The following is an 18,243-nucleotide window of genomic DNA, read 5'->3' as shown; positions in this document are numbered from 1 at the left end:
GATGCGGGATGTGCGGCTCAGCTGACGCGGAGCACGTAGTCGATCGGGGCCGTGCCCAGGCCCTTGAGGTTCAGGTACAGGCCGTCGGATCCGACGGTCACGCTTTCCACCGGCGCCTGCACATAGGTGGACAGCTTGGTGCTCTTGCCGGCGGTATCGACATGGTTGGCAACGATGGAATACTTGCCCGGCTCCATGCGCTTGCCGTTGGCGTCCTTGCCGTCCCACTGGAAGGCGGTTTCGCCTGCTGCCTTGGCTTCCACGCTCAGCGAGGTGACCTTGGCGCCGGTGGCATCGGTGATATCCACGGTGATGATGCCGGCCGACGGCGCGGCCACCGTGCCCTCGACGCTGCCTTCCTTCTCCAGCACCAGCTTTTCCGATGGCACCAGCACCTGGTGGCCGACCAGCGCCGCGCCACGCAGCACCTGGTCGCTGGCCATCGATTCCTGGAAGCCCTTCACCGTCTTGTTCAGATCGGTGATGCCCTGCACGGTGGACATCTGCGCCATCTGCGCGACCATCTGCGTGTTGTCCATCGGCTTCAGCGGATCCTGGTGCTGCAGCTGCTCGGTCATCAGGCGCAGGAAGTCGGCCTGGTCGAGCGTATTCTTCTTTTTCGTGGCGTTGCTGTTGGGGGCGTTCAGGCCCAGCGCGGAATAGACGTCCTGGCTGGTCTGGTTGTTGACGGCGGTGGTCATGGCGGTATCCGGTGCTGCGGGCCTCAGCGGCCCATGGTCAAGGTGGCCAGGGCCAGTTCCTTGGCGGTGGTCAACATCTCCACGCCGGCCTGGTAATTGCGCGAGGTCGAGATCAGGTTGACCATCTGCGCCACCGGATCGACGTCGGGCTGGTAGATGTAGCCATCGGCGTCTGCCAGCGGGTGGCCCGGCTCGTAGCGCTTGATCGGCGCCGCCTCGCTCTGGGTGATCTCCTTCACCTTCACCGAGGTGATGTTGGGATCGTTCTTGCTGGTGACGGCCTGGAAGATCGGCTCCAGCGGCTTGTACACGGCGTCGGCAGAACCGGCGACGGTGTCGGCATTGGAGAGGTTGGAGGCGATGGTGCTCATGCGCACCGACTGGGCCTGCAGCGCGGAGCCGGCGATATCGAAGATCGGCAGGTTGCTCATGGCTTATTGCCCCGTGATCGCGGTCAGCATGGAACGCACCTTGCTCTCGACGAAGCTGAGCGAGGCGCGGTACTCGAGCGCGGCTCGGCCATAGGCGGCACGCTCGGCATCGGGATCGACGGTGTTGCCGTCCAGGCTGGGCTGCACGCCCTCGCGCGCGATCTGGAACGGGTTCAGGCCACTACTGATTTCGTAGTGCTGCTCATGGGTGGTGGCCATCAGGCCGTTGGCATCCTGCCCCTGGGCATGGCGCAGGGCGGCATCGAAGTCCAGGTCCTGGGCCTTGTAGCCGGGCGTGTCGGCATTGCCGAGGTTGCTGGCGATCAGCTTCATCCGCTGTTCGCGCAACGGCATGGCCTGGGCGTGGACGCCCAGGTAGTCGGTAATCAGGTTGCGCACGGTGCACTCCCACGGGAACGTTGCCCGGGAAGCTGCAAGGGGTGTGCCAAATTCGAGAGGGTAGTGCCGGCCGCTGGCCGGCTCCCCGATGGATCTGCGAGTGCCGGCCGCTGGCCGGCACTACCGGATCAGTGGCCGTCAGGCCGCCATCGCCACCTTGCGCAGGCGGTCCAGCACGAAGTCAGCCAGCTCGTGCGGCGAGTACTTGGCGACGAAGGCGTTGGCGCCGACACGCTCGACCATGGCGTTGTTGAAGACACCCGACAGCGAGGTGTGCAGCAGCACGTAGAGGCCGGCCAGGCCCGGGTGGCGCCGGATTTCCGTCGTCAGCGTGTACCCATCCATGGCCGGCATCTCGATGTCGGAGATGACCATGGCATAGCGTTCGGCGGGGTTTTCGCCCGAGGCTTGGATCTGCAAGAGGTGGTCGAGAGCCTGCTTGCCGTCGGAAAGCAGGGTGGCACCCACGCCCAACTGATCCAGCACGCTGCGGATCTGCTGGCGGGCCACGCGCGAGTCGTCCACCACCAGCACCTGCAGCTGGGGGCCATCGGCGGGCATTGCCATCGCCGGATCGAGTACGGCGTCACCGCGGACCTGGGCGATATCGGCCAGCACGCTTTCAACGTCGATCACCTGGATCAGCTCACCCTGGAAGCGGGTTACCGCGGTCAGGTAGCTCGACTCGGCGCCAAGCTCCGGCGGCGGGTGGATGTCTTCCACCGCGATGTTGACGATGCGTTCGACGCCGCTGACCAGGAACCCCTGGATCGAGCGGTTGAATTCGGTGACGACCAGGTAACCCGGCGAGGTATCGGCATCGGGCTCACGTTCGGGGTGGCCGATGGCCAGGCCCAGGTCCAGCACCGGCACCGAGCGGCCGCGCACGTCGGCCACGCCGGCGAACTGGCTGGGCAGGCCGGGTACCTGGAACAGCTCCGGGCGCCGCAGGACTTCCTGCACCTTGAAGACATTGACGCCAAAAAGCTGACGTCCGCCGAGACGGAACAGCAGCAGCGCCAGGCGGTTGTGGCCGGCCAGGCGGGTCCGCTGGTCGATCCGGTTGAGCAGGTCATGGGACATGGCTGCTGTATCGGCGCGTTGGGCGCCAAACTTGAGGGCGCTCTGCCACTGCGCGCTCCGCACCGCAATTGTGGCGTCGCCCCATGTTCGACCGGGGCTCTTGTAGCGTCGAGCGATGCTCGGCTGGCTGTTGGGCGCAAAGCGGTCGAGCATGGCCTGACTCTACAAGTGCCCCTCTGGCACACCCCTTGCACGCACCTGGGCCAGCTCTTGCCGATTGAAGGAGGCGCCATGTGCCGGGTCACATCTCTATTCGCCATCGCGCTGGCCGTGGCCTCGCCGTGGGCGGCTGCCGCCGACTGGCAGCCGGTGGCAAGCATCCGCGCGGCGGCCTTGTCGACGCTGCCGGCGGGCAGCGAGGGCGAGGCCCAGGTGGCCGATGCGCTGCGCCTGCCGAAGTGCGGGGGGGCGTTACAGGTGCAGCCCACCGCCAACACCACGGTGGAAGTCAGCTGTCCGGATGCGGGCGGCTGGCGCCTGTTCGTGCCGGTAAAGGTGCGGCGCAACCAGACCGTACTGGTGCTCAACCGCGGAATCGGCACTGGAGAAACCCTCACTGCCGCCGATATCACCACTGCCCAGCGTGACGCTGCCCGGATTGCCGGCGCGGTGCTGTCCGATCCCAATGCAGCGATCGGCCGCGTCGCCCGCCGCCCGTTGCAGGCCGGAGCCCTGCTGTCGAACAACGATCTGGTGGTGCAGCGTCTCATCAAGCGAGGAGACAATGTGGCCCTGGTGTCGCGTCGCGGCTCGGTCGAGGTCCGCATTGCCGGCCGTGCGATGGGTGATGCCGGTGAGAACGAACGGGTCTCGGTCGAGAACCTGTCCTCGCGGCGGATCGTGCAAGGCACGGTCGATGCCGCAGGTGACGTAATCGTGGCGCGTTGAATTACCGCAAAATATCCCTAAAGATCACGGCCCTGCGGCCGTTATCCCTTGTGAACGGCAACTCCAGGACACCCCATGAGCCAGAAAATCGACGGCAACCTGCAGGTCCCCCAGGCACTGCGCAGCGTGACGACCCCGGCCAACAAGCCCGGTGTCAGCACCGATGCGGCGGCGCGCCCGGTCGAGGCGGCCGACAGCCTGCGCCTGACCGGCGAGGCCACCAATCTGCAGGCCATCGAGCGCGAGCTGACCACCGCCCCGGCGATCGACGCCCAGCGCGTGGCCGCCGTGCGCGAGTCGCTGCAGAACGGCACCTACAAGATCAATCCGGACGCGATCGCATCGCGCATGCTCGATCTGGACCAGCAGCTGCACGGATGACTGCGGCGATGAGCGAGCCGCTGCAGCGTCTTGCCCAGGCCCTGGACGTTGAACGCCAGGCCCTGGTCGAGCACGACGTGCACGCCCTGATCCGGGCTACCGGCGCCAAGCTGGAAGCGTTGCGTGCGCTGGAAGGCGCGCCACCGGTGGGCGAGGGCGAACAGCTGCAGGAACTGGCCGAGCGCAACCGGGCCAACGGCGTGCTGCTGTCGCGCCGCCGCCGCGAGGTGAACTGGGCGCTGCGCCAGCTCGGCCGCACCGAAGACGCCTCGGCCTACGATGCCAAGGGCCAGTCGCACACGGTCAGCATCGGCCGGCCCCTCGCCGTCGCCTGAGGCGACGGCGGTCGCATAACCCCTCCCGGCGGGCTGAAGCCCGCTGCATGACCGCGTATATTGGGCGCCTGTTCGAACGTCCCGAGTCGCCGTGTCCGCTGCCAACGCCCTGGTTACCGCCCCCCTTCCGCCGCAGCCGGTGCTGCAGGCCCTGCTTGAGCGCCTGCGCGAAGGCCTGCTGCTGTTCACCGATGACGGGCGGGTGGCCCTGGCCAATCCGGCCGCACAGAACCTGCTGGCCAGTGGCGAGGACGGCGGGTTGCCGCCGCCGCAGCGCCTGCGCGAACTGCTGCCGCCCGATGCGCTGGAACAGGCTCGCCAGCATGGTCACTGGAATGGCAGCCTGCCGCTGGGCGAGGGCGTGGTCATCGCCCATCTGTACCACCATGGTCCGGTCGGCCAGGGGCATTTCCTCGCCCTGTTCCGCCACATCGAAGGGCAGGAAGACTACGAACGCGAGCTGCAGCAGCGCCATGCCGAACTGCGCCAGGCCTACCTGCGCCTCAATGGCACCCAGGAAAAGCTGCTGCAGTCGGAGAAGATGGCGTCGATCGGCCAGCTGGCCGCCGGCGTCGCGCACGAGATCAACAACCCGATCGGTTACGTGCACTCCAACCTGGGCAGCCTGCAGGAATACCTGCGCAGCCTGTTCACCGTGATCGAAGCCTACGAGCGCGCCCTGCGCGCACCGGACCCGAAAGCGCTGATTCCGGAAATCGATGATATCCGTGACCGTCTGGATATCGATTTCATCAGCCGCGACCTGCCGCAGCTGATGGCGGAATCGCGCGAAGGCATCGAGCGGGTCACCCGCATCGTGCGCGACCTGAAGGATTTCTCGTATTCCGGCCGCGACGAGTCGTGGAAGCTGGTCGACCTGCACGCGGGCCTGGAATCGACCATCAACATCATCTGGAACGAACTCAAGTACAAGGTCACCCTGGTGCGCGAGTTCGGCCAGTTGCCCCTGGTGGAGTGCCTGCCATCGGAGTTGAACCAGGTCTACATGAACCTGCTGCTCAACGCCGGCCATGCCATCGCCGAGCGCGGCACGATCACGGTGCGTACCGGCGTTGATGGCGATCACGTTTGGGTCGAGTTCGAAGATACCGGCGGTGGCATCTCGCCGGAACTGCGCCAGCGCATCTTCGATCCGTTCTTCACCACCAAGCCGGTGGGCAGTGGCACCGGCCTGGGCCTGTCGATCTCCTACAGCATCATCAACAAGCACCACGGCCGCATCGACCTGGACAGCACGCCCGGCGTGGGCTCGCGCTTCCGCGTGGTGCTGCCGGTCAAGCAGCCGCGCTGACCGCTTCTGGCAGTGCCGGCCGCTGGCCGGCAACCTCATTGAACCCGATTTCCAGAGCAGCCGGCCAGCGGCCGGCTCTACCAGAGGGGATGGTTACCGCAATGGGCGCTCCTCGCCGCCATCTCCGCTCTCCACCGGCGCCGGGCCGGCATTGCTGCGGCGCTGTTCCTCGTACGTGCGGAACGCCTGGTGGATGTGCTTGCGCAGCTCGTCGTCGTTCCACGGCTTGGTCAGGAAGCGATAGATCGCGCCGCGGTTGATCGCATCGGTCACCGTGTTCAGATCGGTGTAGCCCGACAGCACCAGGCGGATCGTATCCGGGTACAGCATCTTCACCCGGCCCAGGAACTCGGTGCCGCTCATGTCGCTCATTCGCTGGTCGGACAGGATCACCTGCACGTCGTTGATCGCCAGCAGGTCGAACGCATCGCGCACGTTGCCGGCGGCCAGGATGCGGTAGCCGTCGCGGCGGAACAGGCGCACCAGTGAGCGCAGCACGTTTTCCTCATCATCCAGCAGCAGCAGCGTCCGGTCCGGGCGCGTCTCGGCGAAGGCTTCCGGGCGCAGGTAGCGGCGGCGCAGGGTCATGCCGGCGGCATCGGCCGACATCGGTTCGCCGAACAGGTAGCCCTGGAACACGTCGCAGTCGTTGCGGCGCAGGAAGCCCAGCTGCGCCTGCGATTCCACGCCGTTGGCGATCACGGTCATGCCCAGCTGGTGGCCCATGGCGATGATCGCGCGGGCGATGGCCGCTTCACGATTGCCGGCCGGCGCGCTCTTGATGAAACTGCGGTCGATCTTCAGCTTGTCCACCGGGTAGCGCACCAGCGCGCTGAGGCTGGAGTCGCCGGTACCGAAGTTGTCCAGGCTCAGGCTGATGCCTTCATTGCGCAGGTTGGCCAGCGTTTCGTGGACGAAATTGACGTTGTTGGTCAGCGCACTCTCGTTGATCTCCAGCGTCAGCATGTGCGCCGGTACGCCCGCCGCCTGCAGCAGTGACATCACTTCGGCGAAGAAGTTCGGCCGCAGCAGCTGCAGGGTGGACACGTTCACTGCGATGGTGAAGTCATCGAAGCCCTGGTCGCGCCACAGCCGCGCCTGCTTCAAGGCGCCTTCCAGCACCCAGGTGCCGATCTGCACGATGATCCCCAGGCGTTCGGCGGTGCGCATGAAGCGCTCCGGCACCAGCATGCCCAGGGTCGGCGACTGCCAACGCAGCAGCGCTTCCATGCCCACCACGTGGCCGTCGCGCGCGCTTACCAGTGGCTGGTAGCGCAGCTTCAGCTCGCCATTGGGAATGGCATCGACGATCTGGCGCGCGATGATGCTCTCGCTGTGCGCGCTTGGCGGGGTGTCCACCGCATGGATGCGCACGGCATTGCCGCCTTCGCGGGCGGCCTGGTACAGCGCATCCTCGGCATGGTCGAGCAGGCGCGAGGTGCTGCTGGCATGTTCCGGGCACAGGCTCACGCCCAGCTTGCCGGTCATGAACAACGTGTACGGCAGCACCGACAACGGCAGCTCCATCTGTTGGCGGATCTCCTCGGCGAAATCCTCCGGCAACGGCAGATCGGCGGTGCGCGGCACCGCGATCAGGAACTCGTCGCTGCCATGTCGCCACAACTTGCCGCGCCCGCGCAGGTAGGACTGCAGGCGCTGTGCCACCAGCACCAGCGCCTGGTCGCCCACTTCGGCACTCATGTTTTCATTGACCGATGCGAAATGGTCGATGTCCACGTGCATCAGCATCAGTGCGATGCCGCCTGAGGCTGCCTCGGCAACCATTGCCTGCAGCTCGGGGTTGCCGGCGCCAAGGCGGTCGGGAGCGTCATCGATGCTGACCGGGGGCAGGTTGGGATTCCACATGGTTCAGTATTCCGGTGAATCGGCGGCAGCCCTGCTGGCCGCCTGGTAGGGGAGGTGGACATCGACCAGGGTGCCTTCGCCATGCGCGGATTCAATCCGCACGTGGCCACCGACGCTCTGTGCGCGCTCGCGCATCACGATGAGGCCCAGGCCGCGCGGGCCGTCCGGATCGAAGCCTTCGCCGTCATCGCGGATCTGCAGGTGCAGGCCGCGCTGGCCGACATCGCGCAGCTGCAGCAGGACCTGGCTGGCGCGCGCATGGCGCAGCGCATTGGTCAGGCTTTCCTGTGCGATGCGGAAGCAGGCCTGTTCGATGCTGTTGTCGGGGCGATGCGGCAACGGCTCGATCTCGGCCAGCAGCTCCACCGGCGAGGAGCGGAACAGAACCCGCGCCTGCCAGCTGAGTGCTGCCTCCAGGCCCAGTGCATCCAGCTGCGGGGGGCGCAGCAGGGTGGAGATGTCGCGCAGTTTGGCCACGGTGGTGTCGGCCAGGCTGACGATCTGCGCCAGATCCTGCCCACGCCGCTGCGGATCGTCCTCTTCCAGCGCCGCGTGCGCCGACAGCTTGATCGCGGTGATGGCCTGGCCGATGTCATCGTGCAGGTCGCGCGAAATCGCACGACGTTCGTCCTCCTGCAGCGAGAACAGCCGCCCGGCCATCGCCTGCAGTTCGCGGTTGCTGGTTTCCAGCGCGCTGCGGATGCGCTCGGAATCACTGAGGTCGCGCACGATCAGCAGCTTGCAGTCGCGGCCACCGTAGCGCACGTCGCCCACCGCCAGGCCGGCATGGAAGCTGCGGCCGTCGCCGCGCTGCATGGCCACCACGCTGCTGTGGCCCGGTCCCAGGTGCGGCTGGCCGGCACGCAGCTGGCTGCGCACCCGCGGCAGGTCTGCGGCAGCGACCAGCGCCGACAAGGGCTCGCCCAGCAGGGTATGGCTGCCGTAGCCGAACAGGCCGGCGGCCCAGGCGTTGGCGTACAACACATGTTCGTCGGAGAGGATCACCACGCCGTCGGGCAGTACCCGCACCAGCTCGCGGAACTGCTCCTCGCGCTCGCGCAGCAGTCGCCGCGACTGCTCGCGTTCGGTCACGTCCTGCAGCGTGCCCAGCACGCGGTTGCGGCCAGCCTCATCGAGACCACTGGCGGCGCGCAGGTGCACCATCAGCGCGCGCCCGTCCATCGACAGCAGCGGCAGCAGCACGTCCACCTGTACCGGCTCGCCGGAGCACAGCTCGGCCAGCAGCTGCTCGGTCTGGGTGGCGGTGGCCGGGTCGGCCGGCACCAGCAGTTCGTCGAAGCGGTGCCAGCGGCGGGCTTCGGGCGGGCGGCGGCCGAGCAGGCGATAGACCTGGTTGGAATAGCGGCCCAGCCCGGTGGACGGGTCCAGCTCCCAGGCGCCGATGCGGGCCAGTTCGTGGGCTTCTTCCACCCGTGCCAGCGCCTGGTCGCGACGCAGCTGGGCCAGGTCCTCGGCAGTGCGATCGATGGCGATCAGCAGGCGCGCATTGTGACCGTCGTAACTGATCGCGTTGGAGCGCAGTTCCATCTGCCGCAGCGCGCCATCGCGCAGCTGCAGCTGCGCGCGCAGGATGCACAGCTCGTCGGGCGCCTCGCGGATCGCCTCCAGCTTGGCCTGCAGCGCCTGGCCCTGGCCGGGTGGCCACAAGGCGTCGATGGTCTGTTCCAGCAGCTCATCGCGCTCCCAGCCGAAAGCGGTGCAGGCGGCTGGGTTGGCGTCGAGGATCGCCAATGTGTCCAGGTCATAGACGAGGATCGGGCCGGGGTTGCCCTCGAACATCTGCCGCAGGCGCAGCTCCGAGGCCTGCTGGCGGGCGTGGGTATGCAGCACGTGCTCGGCCAGCGGGCGCAGCAGCAGGTACAGCAGGCCCGCGCTGGCCAGGGCGAAGAACGAGCCCTTCAGGCCCTGCCACAGGGCCGCCTGCTGCGGATCGGGCACCAGCGCCTGCACCACGCTGTCGGTGGAGATCATCCAGGCCAGCGCCATCACCAGGTAGCTCAACACCACCCGTCGCCGGTCACGGCTCAGCGCCTGCGCCATCCGCGGGTCGGGAACTGGGGCGTTGCCGGTCGGTTCTGCGGGCATGGACGGGGAGGGTGAAAGGGGCGCCGGTCATCTTACCCCGCAGCGTGCCGTCACCACTCAATTATCCGCCGCAGGCGCCGTTAACCACTGCGTGCCCCGCTGACGGGCGAGTCATCCGGAGCAAGATCGCGTGGACCAAGGGATCATCGCCAGCCTGCTGCAGCACCCGCTTGCGTCGGCGCTGGTCATCGTCGACCGTACCGGGCGCCCGCTGGCGGCCAATCCGGCCGCGCGCGAGCATGGCCTGCCGGCCACCGTGGCTGCCTATGCGCCAATGCTGGAAGATCTACGCCTGATGGCCGCCGATGGCGGCATCGTGCCCTGCACGCTGCCAGGCGGCCCGCGCGGCCACTACGACGGCCACCTGCGCGCCGTGCATGACGGTGCCGGCAACCTGCTGGCGTTCACCCTGAGCATTCCCGAGCCGGTGCCGGTCGATGGGGGTGGGCGCTGGGAACTGGCACTGGACAGCGCCGGTCATAGCCTGTGGGACTGGGACATCCCCAGTGACCGGGTGGCGCGCACGCCGGCGCTGGGCGACGAGACGGCCACCGAACTGCTGTCGCGCGTGCACAGCGAGGACATCGACCAGGTGCGTGCCGCGCTCGACGAGCACCTGCGCGGGCGCAGTGAGCAGTACAGTGCACAGTTCCGCTTCCGCCAGGCCGATGGCCAGTGGCGTTGGGTGCTGGATCGCGGCCGCGTGGTCGCGCGCACCGCTGATGGCCAGCCGCTGCGCATGGTCGGCACGCATACCGATATCGAGCAGCAGAAGCAGCTCGAATCGCTGCTGCAGGAGCAGCAGCTGCACCTGAGCGAGGCCCAGCGCATCGCCAGCATGGGCAGCTGGTCGTTCGACCCCAACAGCGGGCACTTCTGGTGGTCGCCGGAACTGCGCTCGCTGCTGGCGCTGGAGCACGGCGCCGTGCCCGGCCAGCGGCGCTGGCTGAAGCAGCTGCATCCGCGCTCGCGTGGCGCGTTGCGTGCGGCATGGCGGCGGCTGTGGCGCGATGGTCGTGCCGCCAATCTCGAGCTGGAGCTGACCCGTGGCCATGAGCCATCACAGCACCTGCGGCTGTGGATGCAGCCGCTGCTGGACATGGACGGGCAGCCCAAGCGCCTGCTCGGCCAGGTGCAGAACATCACCGAACAGCACCAGACCGACGCGTTGATTCGCTGGCGCACCGAACTGCTGAACCGGGTTTCCGCGCTGGGCCGCATCGGCGGCTGCGAGATCGAGGTGCAGACCCGGAGCATGCAATGGACCGAGGAATGCTATCGCATCCACGGCCTGCGCAAGGAGCCGATCACCCTCGATCAGGCGATGGCGCTGTATACCGAAGACTCGCGCGATGCGTTCGAGGCGGCGCTGGCCCGCATCGCCAACGGCGGCCTGCCCGAGCAGCTGGACCTGTGCTTCTACCGCCAGTCCGGCCTGCGTGTCTGGGTGCAGGTGCTGATCGAGCTGGATCGTCGTGACGGACTGCCGCCGCGCTTCGTGGTGCTTTTCCGTGATATCACCCGCGAGCGCGAGGCCAACGAGCGCATTGAACTGCTGGCCCACTACGACCTGCTGACCGGCCTGCCCAATCGCGTGCTGCTCGGCGAACAGACCGCCGAGGCCATCGAGGAGGCGCGTGATCGCGGCACCTCGTTGGCGATGCTGTTCATCGACCTGGACGGCTTCAAGACCATCAACGACAGCTTCGGCCACGCCACGGGTGATGCGCTGCTGAAGGCTGCCGCGACCCGCCTGCACCAGAACCTGCGCAACAATGATCTGTTTGGCCGTTTCAGCGGCGACGAGTTCATCGTCGTACTGCGCGACCTGGCTGAGCCCGAGGATGCGGGACATGTCGCCCGCAAGCTGATCGCCTCGCTGGCCGAGCCGCTGCGCCGTGGTGAGACCACGCTGAAGGTCGGTGCCAGTGTCGGCATCGCGATGCTGGGTGATGCGCAGACCGATTTCGATTCACTGCTGCGCGCTGCCGACGCCGCGATGTACGCGGCCAAGGAAGCCGGACGCAACACCTACCAGTATTACAGCCAGGACGCACTGGCCCGCATCCAGCGCAGGCTGGAGCTTGAGCACGCGCTGCACGGTGCGATCGAGCGCGAGGAGTTCAGCCTGGCCTATCAGCCGCTGCTGCATGCCCACCAGGGCGAGCCGCCGGCAATTGAAGCACTGCTGCGCTGGCATCGCCCCGGCATCGGCTATTGCAGCCCGGCCGAGTTCATTCCCATCGCCGAGAAATGCGGCGAGATCGTACGCATCGGCGACTGGGTACTGAACGAAGCCTGCCGTCAGGCAACCGCCTGGGACCGGGCTGGACTGCACTTCGACCGCATCGCGGTCAACGTATCGGCGGTGCAGCTGCGCGACCGTGGCTTCGCCGAACGTGTGATCGAGATCTGCCATGCCCACGGCTGGCCGCCGCAGCGGCTGGAGCTGGAGCTGACCGAATCGGCGCTGATCCGTGACACCGACATCCTGCGCCACTGCTTCGACGTGCTCGAACGGCACGGCGTGCCGCTGGCGGTGGACGACTTCGGTACTGGCTTCTCCAACCTCAACTACCTCAACCGCTTCCCGGTGGGTCGCCTGAAGATCGACCGTAGTTTCGTGCAGGGCATGCTGCACGATTCGGGCACGGCCGAAGTGACCCAGGCCATCGTGCACCTGGGCCACGCGCTGGGCATGAAGGTGGTGGCCGAGGGCGTGGAGACGCACCAGGAAGAAGACATGCTGCGCCGCCAGGGCTGCGACGAAATCCAGGGTTACCTGTACTCGCGCCCGCTCAGCCCGCGTGACCTGGCGCAGTGGCTGCGTCAGCAGCGTCCGTTACCGATGCGCACCGACGCCAGCAGCGAAGCAGTGCTGGTGCGCTGACCACCCGCCGCTGGTAGGTGCCGACCGTTGGTCGGCACGGTTGCCGCATGGCGTGGATCTACTCAAAGAGCCAGCATCTGGTAGTTGCCGACCTTGGTCGGCGTGCACGCTGGTTCGCCCGTTGATGTGTCCGCCGTCAGCGACGCTGCGCAAGCTCTGCGAGCACATCCAGCGCCTTGCGTTTTACCAGGCTGCCTAGCCGCCAGCCGTGCTCTGACACCGGCTCCTTCGAGCTGTAAATCTCTCCGTCGCCCAGCGGCCCCAACATCTCACGGGCTCGCCAGAACATTGGCTCCCCGTCCTCGGCCAGAACATCCAGTTCGGCAGCATCCAATGCAAGCAGGAAGTCGTGCAGGCGTCTGTCGCGGTCGATGTTGCTTGCTGGAAGAGTCAGTGTTGCTGGCGCGCATAGGTAACCTTCGTGGGGTTCAAGCGTGAGTTCGACTCCGGTTCGCTCGCCACAGATCAGCATCTGGCCGAATGGCGAGATCGCATAGACATGGAAATCATCTTTGCCCCATAGAGGACTGCCCGCCAGAAGGGCGGCGAGCACCGATTCGTACCCCGCAGGGTTCACCAAAGCCAGTCGATCATCGTGATAGCGCGCAAGACCGTCGCGCTGCCACAGTGCCAGCAATGCGTCCGTGAACCTGCCTTTCCAGAGCGTCAGCATGGTGTCAGCAACAGGCGAGCCTGGAGTACTGGTTTGCAGTTGATCCAGAAGGCTCGTCGTGAAGAGGGCGGAAGTATCGGTATCCACGACTGCCGAGACGTTCTCCGGGTGGTCCCGGTCCTCCGGACCTTCCGGCAGCAGGTTGAGAAATGTCAGCATGCTCTCGGCCCGTGCAAGCTCCAGGTTCGATTCCTCGCCCGGAATGGCGCTTGCCTTGCTTCCGGAGACAAGCAACAAGGCGCCCGTTGGAAGCTCATGCCACGGGGCTTCAAGGATCAGATAACGTCGCGGCGCCTGTTCGGCATCATCGTCAAGGATGATGACTGGCGGGCCGTCTTGCACGCACCCCGCGGACACTTCAACTGCTGCATCGATCACACCCGCTTCAGGATCGTAAGCATCGATCGGAGCGGAGTAGGGCTGCTGGAACGCTCCAAACGTCTTCAGCGCCTGCTGAAGCGCCCCAAGGGAATCGGGATCCACGGTCAATGGGACAAGGGGGTGCCGGAAGCTGCAAAGCAACTGAGAGGCAGAGAAGGGCGCTGGTCATCGGGCTGGCTTGATCTGAACCGCAATCGGCCCCTTCACGATGAAGGGCGCATGGTTCACGGTCCATGCAAACAGTCGGAAATGCTGGCATCGCGGGGCGTCATCCACGCACGGCGTGGATCTACCTTGGAAACTCCGCCTTCAACTGCATGCGCAGCGCCTCGACAATGGCCGCATAGCGCCGCTTCTGCACCAGATAGCTGGCCAGGAACAGCGGCAGTACCAGCAGCATCGGCGCCACCATCGGGCGCATCGCCACCAGTGGCAACAGCAGCAGCGACAGCATCGCCACGAACCAGCTGCACAGGCCGATCACCCGCACCTCGTGCCGCCGTGCGTTGAGCACGATGCGTCCACGCATCACCGGGAAGTAGCGCAGGCCGAAGCTCGGCGCGAAGCTCTCGCGGAACGCCATGCTGCCATCGGGCAGCGCATGGAAGGCCAGCCGCAGCCACTTGTCCTGCGGCAGGTCACGCTCCAGGCTGCCCAGCGAGAGCCGGGCCTGCATGGCCGGCGGCGCCGCGATGCGTTCGTTGAACAGGGTGATGCCCCAGCTGAAATAGCCGGCCACCCAGGCCATCAGGAGGACGGTCTCCAACAGCACGAGTGCGATCAGGGTGATGGCCATAGGTCTTCCATGGACGGGACCGGGCAATCATGCCATGCGGGATGCCCCACCCACGCAGGGCGTGGATCTACTTCAGGGCTTCGCCATCCAACCCCAGGTCCCACGCCAGCCCCAACAGCTCGTCGTCCGCCGGCGATGGCGCCGGGCGCGCGTCCGCCAGCTGCTGCAGCTCGCAGATTTCCTCGCGGGCGACCTCTTCCAGCTTTTGCAGCTGCTCACGCACGCTCGCGTTGCGCGGGCGCTCGGTGTCGGTGAGGGAGGGCAGGGCGCGGATCAGGGTCATGGTGCGCGTACAGGATGCATCCAGCGGCGGGTTACAGGCAAAGGCCCCGGACGAACCGGGGCCTTGCGGGCTGCCGGCGAGGGCAGCGGACATCAGGATCAGAACAGCTCTACCGTGCCGGCACCCATGCTCTGCTGGGCAACCGGCTTGTGCGGCGGGCGTTCCCATTCGCTGCGCAGTTCGCGCAGGCGGTTGCCGGTGCGCTGCAGGGCCGTGGCGATCTCTTCGTCGAACACGCCGCCATTGCGGTGCAGCAGTTCCTGCAGGGCCACCGCTTCGCGGTTGATCGCGGTCAGGCGGTCCAGGTGGGTGTGCACGCCGCCCAGCGCCTGGGTGGCGATGTCTTCGAACTGCAGGGCGCGCACGGCTTCGGCCACGCTGCCATCGATCGCGCGGGCGCACTCGGACACTTCGCGCATGCCGTCGCCGAGCGAGGCATTGATCTGCGCGACGTTGTCGAGCATTGCCGCCGCTTCCTGGCGCGCTTCGCGGGAACGGTCCATGTCACGCGAGGCCATGTGCGAGACCGTCTCGCGCACCTTGGCGATGGCGTCCTTGGAGCTGTGCGCCAGCTTGCGGATCTGCTCGTTGAAGGTGGTCGAGCGCTCGGACAGGTTGCGCACTTCGTCGGCGACCACCGCGAAGCCTCGGCCGGCTTCACCGGCACGCGCGGCTTCGATGGCCGCGTTCAGCGCCAGCAGGTTGGTCTGGTCGGCGATCGACTTGACGTCTTCCAGCAGCGCGAAGATGCCATCCAGGTGCTGTGCCATCTGGTCGATGTGCTGCACGGTGGTGCTGCTCTGGCCGCTCACCTGTTCCAGCGCTTCCACCAGCTGTTCCATGCGGTGGCTGGCGTGCTGGGCGAAACGGGCAACGTCGAGGCCGGCATTGCCTTCATCGCCGGCGCGGTCGACGATGCGCGACAGCGCCTGGCTCTGCTGGCGCGACTTGCGGTTCATCGCATCGAAGCTGCCGCCCAGGCTGGAGACCGCCTGGCGGATCAGGTCGCGGGCGCGTTCCACTTCACCACGCGAACCGTCGATTTCGTTGCCGACGAAGTTGCGCAGTTCGGTCAGCAGCTGGTCCTGCTCACGCAGGACACGGGCATGTTCCGGGGAACGATGCGCCTGGGCGCGGGTGGTCCACCACGCGAAGCCGAGCCAACTCAGCGTCATCGTGGTCAGGATCGCCCAGCGCAGGGCGGCCGGCCATTCGAATCCGATGGCGAAGGGGAGCAGCAGGGTCAGAGCCAGCGGGGCGGCCAGACGGATGAAAATGCGTGAGTACATGGACGTTCTCGGGAGGTGCACGGAGGATGTATCGGCCGTACCCCCTTTCTCTTTAACGTCGATGTGCCTGGAAGTGCATTCTGAATGCGCCGGTTTTCCGGCGCTTGGCGGCTTCGGGGTCTGAGCCCTTTCCGTGCCGGAAAGGGATCCGACCCCTGGGTAGGCAGCGGCGGGGTCGGATCCCTTTTCATGGAAAAGGGCTCTGACCCCACACCCTTACGCCAGCTGCCGGTCCACGGCCTCGATCATCGCCTTGCGGCCGAACAGGAAGTCCCAGTAGCTGCCGCCCAGCTGGCGCCACAGCACTGCCGAGCGCACCGCGGCCAACAGCAGGGCACGGATCTCGGCCACCACGCCGGCCTGGCCCAGGTAGTGCGGGTTGCCCTGCACCATCACCCGCGGCTTGAGGTGGCTGATGGTGTCCGCGTACAGGCTTCCCAGGCTGGCCAGCACATCCGGGTGGCCGCTGTCGCCCAGTTCGGTGGCCTGGCGCTGGGCACGCTCGATGCCCGAAGCAACCTTGTTCACGGTGGCGCCATCCTGAACGAAGCGGCGCTCCAGCTGCAGCACCGACAGCGCCAGTTTCGGCAGGATCGGATCCTGGCCCTGGTTGCGGAAGTAGTTGTGCAGCAGGCGCAGCCCGGCCTTCAGTGCATGGCGGTCACCGAACACCGCCTGCGGCGAGGACGCATCGACACGGAACACGCTGTCCACGGCGGTGCGCACGGCGGCGGCGTCGGAATGGCCGGTATCGGCGATGCGGCGTACCTGCTGCAGGGCCTGGGCAATGCCGGCCAGGGCCAGGACGCGGTCGTCGACAGTGAAACTCATGCAGCGATTACCTCAAAAGGGGAGGGGGTGGTGCGCAGGCGCTGTTCCAGCGGCGCATCGGTGGCGGCGATCACCGCGCCACCCAGGCACACATCACCGTCATACAGCACCAGCGATTGACCGGGGGTAACGGCACGCTGCGGGCGCGCGAAAGTGACCAGCACGCTGCCATCGTCCAGCACGTCGACCGTACACGGCTCATCGGGCTGGCGGTAGCGGGTCTGGGCGGTGCATTCGAAGCGTCGCGCGGGTGGCGAGCCCGAGATCCAATGCGCCGGCTCCGATCGCAGGCGCTCGGACAGCATCCATGGGCTGTCGCGGTCCTGGTCGACGTACAGCACGTTGCTGGCCACATCCTTGCCGACCACGTACCACGGTGCGGCCGGGCGGCCGCGTACGCCGCCGATGTTCAGGCCCTCGCGCTGGCCCAGGGTGAAATAGAACACGCCCGGATGTTCGGCGATCACGCTGCCGTCGGCCGGGTCAAGGATCTGGCCGGGCCTGGCCGGCAGGTAGCGGCCGAGGAATTCGCGGAAATCCCGCTCGCCGATGAAGCAGATGCCGGTGGAATCCTTCTTGGCGTGGGTCGGCAGGCCGACGTCGCGCGCAATCCGTCGCAGGTCGGTCTTCTCCAGGTCGCCGATCGGGAACAGGGTGGCCGCCAGCTGCTCCTGGCCCAGCTGGTGCAGGAAGTAGCTCTGGTCCTTGGAGCGGTCGGCACCGCGCAGCAGCAGCCACTGGTGGCCGCGCTGGGTCACCCGCGCGTAGTGGCCGGTGGCGATGCGCTCGGCGCCCAGCTCGCGGGCGGCATCCAGGAAATGCTTGAACTTCACCTCGCGGTTGCACAGCACGTCCGGGTTCGGCGTGCGGCCGGCGGCGTATTCGGCCAGGAAGTGCTCGAACACGCCCTGCCAGTACTCGCTGGAAAAGTCCCGGAAGTGGAACGGGATACCGAGCAGGCCGCATACGGCGACCGCATCGCGGCGGTCATCCTCGGCACGGCAGTCACCGCTGCCGTCGTCGGCCCAGTTCTGCATGAACAGGCCGGCCACGGCCTCGCCCTGCTGGACCAGGCGCCAGGCGGCGACCGAAGAGTCGACACCACCCGAGACGCCCACCATCACGCGCGGCGTGCTCATGCGACCTCCCGGACCAGCGAAAGCGGGTGGCGCTGGCCACCCAGGTAATCCGCCACCACCTGCCAGACCAGCGGGCTGCGCTGGCGCTCACCGGCGGCCTGCAGCTCGGCCGGGGTCAGCCACAGCGCGCGGTCGATGCCGGTGTCCAGCGGTTGGGCCGGGTCGTGCGAGACCGGGTGTGCTGCGTAGCAGAAGCGCAGGAAGGCGGTGCCGTCGCCGGCAGTCCACTGGTAGCAGCCGATGAAATGGGTCAGCTGCACGGTCCAGCCGGTTTCCTCCCGGGTCTCGCGCAGGGCTGCCTCGGCCAGGCTTTCGCCTGGCTCGAGGTGGCCGGCCGGCTGGTTCAGCACCTGGCGGCCTTCAATGGTCTCTTCGACCAGCAGCACGCGGCCGCCGTCAACCACTACCGTGGCGACGGTGGCGTGCGGTGCCCAGCGCGGGTCCGGCGTGGCGTTCAAC

General features: G+C 67.1%; 18 protein-coding genes. 5 read left to right on the top strand and 13 right to left on the bottom strand.

Features of this window, described 5'->3' with window-relative positions:
* Positions 1-17: 17 nt before the first annotated feature.
* From ACM0O9_RS06230 to ACM0O9_RS06215, 4 genes are all read right to left on the bottom strand, one after another.
* The gene (locus ACM0O9_RS06230; RefSeq protein WP_005416460.1) at positions 18-701 is read right to left on the bottom strand and encodes a flagellar hook assembly protein FlgD; all 684 of its coding nucleotides are present in this window, start codon (positions 699-701) and stop codon (positions 18-20) included.
* A gap of 23 nt (positions 702-724) precedes the next feature.
* Positions 725-1,132 (bottom strand): flagellar basal body rod protein FlgC, encoded by a 408-nt coding sequence (gene flgC / locus ACM0O9_RS06225; RefSeq protein ID WP_005416461.1) that lies wholly within the window; start codon positions 1,130-1,132, stop codon positions 725-727.
* A gap of 3 nt (positions 1,133-1,135) precedes the next feature.
* Positions 1,136-1,531 (bottom strand): flagellar basal body rod protein FlgB, encoded by a 396-nt coding sequence (gene flgB / locus ACM0O9_RS06220; RefSeq protein ID WP_005409576.1) that lies wholly within the window; start codon positions 1,529-1,531, stop codon positions 1,136-1,138.
* Between the two features lie 138 nt (positions 1,532-1,669).
* A complete protein-coding gene (locus ACM0O9_RS06215) occupies positions 1,670-2,614 on the bottom strand; it encodes a chemotaxis protein (protein WP_005416462.1) in 945 nt (314 codons plus the stop codon).
* A 231-nt stretch (positions 2,615-2,845) separates the two neighbouring features.
* Here ACM0O9_RS06215 and flgA point away from each other — a divergent pair, with 231 nt between their 5' ends.
* The 4 genes from flgA to ACM0O9_RS06195 all read left to right on the top strand — a co-directional run bounded on the left by flgA (position 2,846) and on the right by ACM0O9_RS06195 (position 5,530).
* Entirely contained in the window at positions 2,846-3,502 is a 657-nt protein-coding gene (flgA, locus tag ACM0O9_RS06210; RefSeq protein WP_005416463.1) for a flagellar basal body P-ring formation chaperone FlgA, read from the top strand.
* Positions 3,503-3,577: 75 nt separating this feature from the next.
* Positions 3,578-3,883: a flagellar biosynthesis anti-sigma factor FlgM gene (gene flgM, locus ACM0O9_RS06205; protein WP_005409579.1), complete on the top strand. Its 306-nt coding sequence runs from the start codon at positions 3,578-3,580 to the stop codon at positions 3,881-3,883.
* Positions 3,880-4,218: a FlgN family protein gene (locus ACM0O9_RS06200; protein WP_014037132.1), complete on the top strand. Its 339-nt coding sequence runs from the start codon at positions 3,880-3,882 to the stop codon at positions 4,216-4,218. The genes flgM and ACM0O9_RS06200 overlap by 4 nt, the downstream gene beginning before the upstream one ends.
* A gap of 91 nt (positions 4,219-4,309) precedes the next feature.
* Positions 4,310-5,530 (top strand): ATP-binding protein, encoded by a 1,221-nt coding sequence (locus ACM0O9_RS06195; RefSeq protein WP_053496680.1) that lies wholly within the window; start codon positions 4,310-4,312, stop codon positions 5,528-5,530.
* Positions 5,531-5,623: 93 nt separating this feature from the next.
* Here ACM0O9_RS06195 and ACM0O9_RS06190 read toward each other — a convergent pair whose 3' ends face one another.
* Entirely contained in the window at positions 5,624-7,396 is a 1,773-nt protein-coding gene (locus tag ACM0O9_RS06190) for an EAL domain-containing protein (RefSeq protein ID WP_065196741.1), read from the bottom strand.
* Positions 7,397-7,399: 3 nt separating this feature from the next.
* Positions 7,400-9,502, bottom strand: a complete 2,103-nt coding sequence (locus ACM0O9_RS06185; RefSeq protein ID WP_414604229.1) for a sensor histidine kinase — start codon at positions 9,500-9,502, stop codon at positions 7,400-7,402.
* 130 nt (positions 9,503-9,632) lie between these two features.
* Between ACM0O9_RS06185 and ACM0O9_RS06180 the strand changes: the two genes are divergently transcribed.
* Positions 9,633-12,392 carry a bifunctional diguanylate cyclase/phosphodiesterase gene (locus ACM0O9_RS06180; RefSeq protein WP_049461077.1) on the top strand — a complete coding sequence of 920 codons (2,760 nt, stop codon included), beginning with the start codon at positions 9,633-9,635 and terminating at the stop codon, positions 12,390-12,392.
* Positions 12,393-12,528: 136 nt separating this feature from the next.
* On the opposite strand, the gene ACM0O9_RS06175 is transcribed toward ACM0O9_RS06180, so the two are convergent.
* From ACM0O9_RS06175 to ACM0O9_RS06145, 7 genes are all read right to left on the bottom strand, one after another.
* Positions 12,529-13,548 carry a GAD-like domain-containing protein gene (locus tag ACM0O9_RS06175; protein ID WP_139727064.1) on the bottom strand — a complete coding sequence of 340 codons (1,020 nt, stop codon included), beginning with the start codon at positions 13,546-13,548 and terminating at the stop codon, positions 12,529-12,531.
* Between the two features lie 187 nt (positions 13,549-13,735).
* The gene (locus ACM0O9_RS06170) at positions 13,736-14,242 is read right to left on the bottom strand and encodes a hypothetical protein (RefSeq protein ID WP_049461081.1); all 507 of its coding nucleotides are present in this window, start codon (positions 14,240-14,242) and stop codon (positions 13,736-13,738) included.
* A 67-nt stretch (positions 14,243-14,309) separates the two neighbouring features.
* On the bottom strand, positions 14,310-14,525 hold the full coding sequence (locus ACM0O9_RS06165; RefSeq protein ID WP_414604230.1) for a hypothetical protein: 216 nt from the start codon (positions 14,523-14,525) through the stop codon (positions 14,310-14,312).
* 98 nt (positions 14,526-14,623) lie between these two features.
* Positions 14,624-15,814: a methyl-accepting chemotaxis protein gene (locus ACM0O9_RS06160; RefSeq protein ID WP_005416472.1), complete on the bottom strand. Its 1,191-nt coding sequence runs from the start codon at positions 15,812-15,814 to the stop codon at positions 14,624-14,626.
* Between the two features lie 216 nt (positions 15,815-16,030).
* Positions 16,031-16,645, bottom strand: coding sequence for a high frequency lysogenization protein HflD (hflD, locus tag ACM0O9_RS06155; RefSeq protein ID WP_005416473.1), 615 nt, complete (start codon positions 16,643-16,645; stop codon positions 16,031-16,033).
* On the bottom strand, positions 16,642-17,784 hold the full coding sequence (gene mnmA / locus ACM0O9_RS06150) for a tRNA 2-thiouridine(34) synthase MnmA (protein WP_005416474.1): 1,143 nt from the start codon (positions 17,782-17,784) through the stop codon (positions 16,642-16,644). The genes hflD and mnmA overlap by 4 nt, the downstream gene beginning before the upstream one ends.
* Positions 17,781-18,242 carry an NUDIX hydrolase gene (locus ACM0O9_RS06145; protein WP_049460786.1) on the bottom strand — a complete coding sequence of 154 codons (462 nt, stop codon included), beginning with the start codon at positions 18,240-18,242 and terminating at the stop codon, positions 17,781-17,783. The genes mnmA and ACM0O9_RS06145 overlap by 4 nt, the downstream gene beginning before the upstream one ends.
* Position 18,243 lies beyond the last annotated feature (1 nt).

Source organism: Stenotrophomonas sp. FR012 (assembly GCF_047520565.2).
Classification (GTDB): Bacteria; Pseudomonadota; Gammaproteobacteria; order Xanthomonadales; family Xanthomonadaceae; genus Stenotrophomonas; species Stenotrophomonas sepilia.
This window is presented reverse-complemented; position numbering and strand designations above follow the sequence as displayed.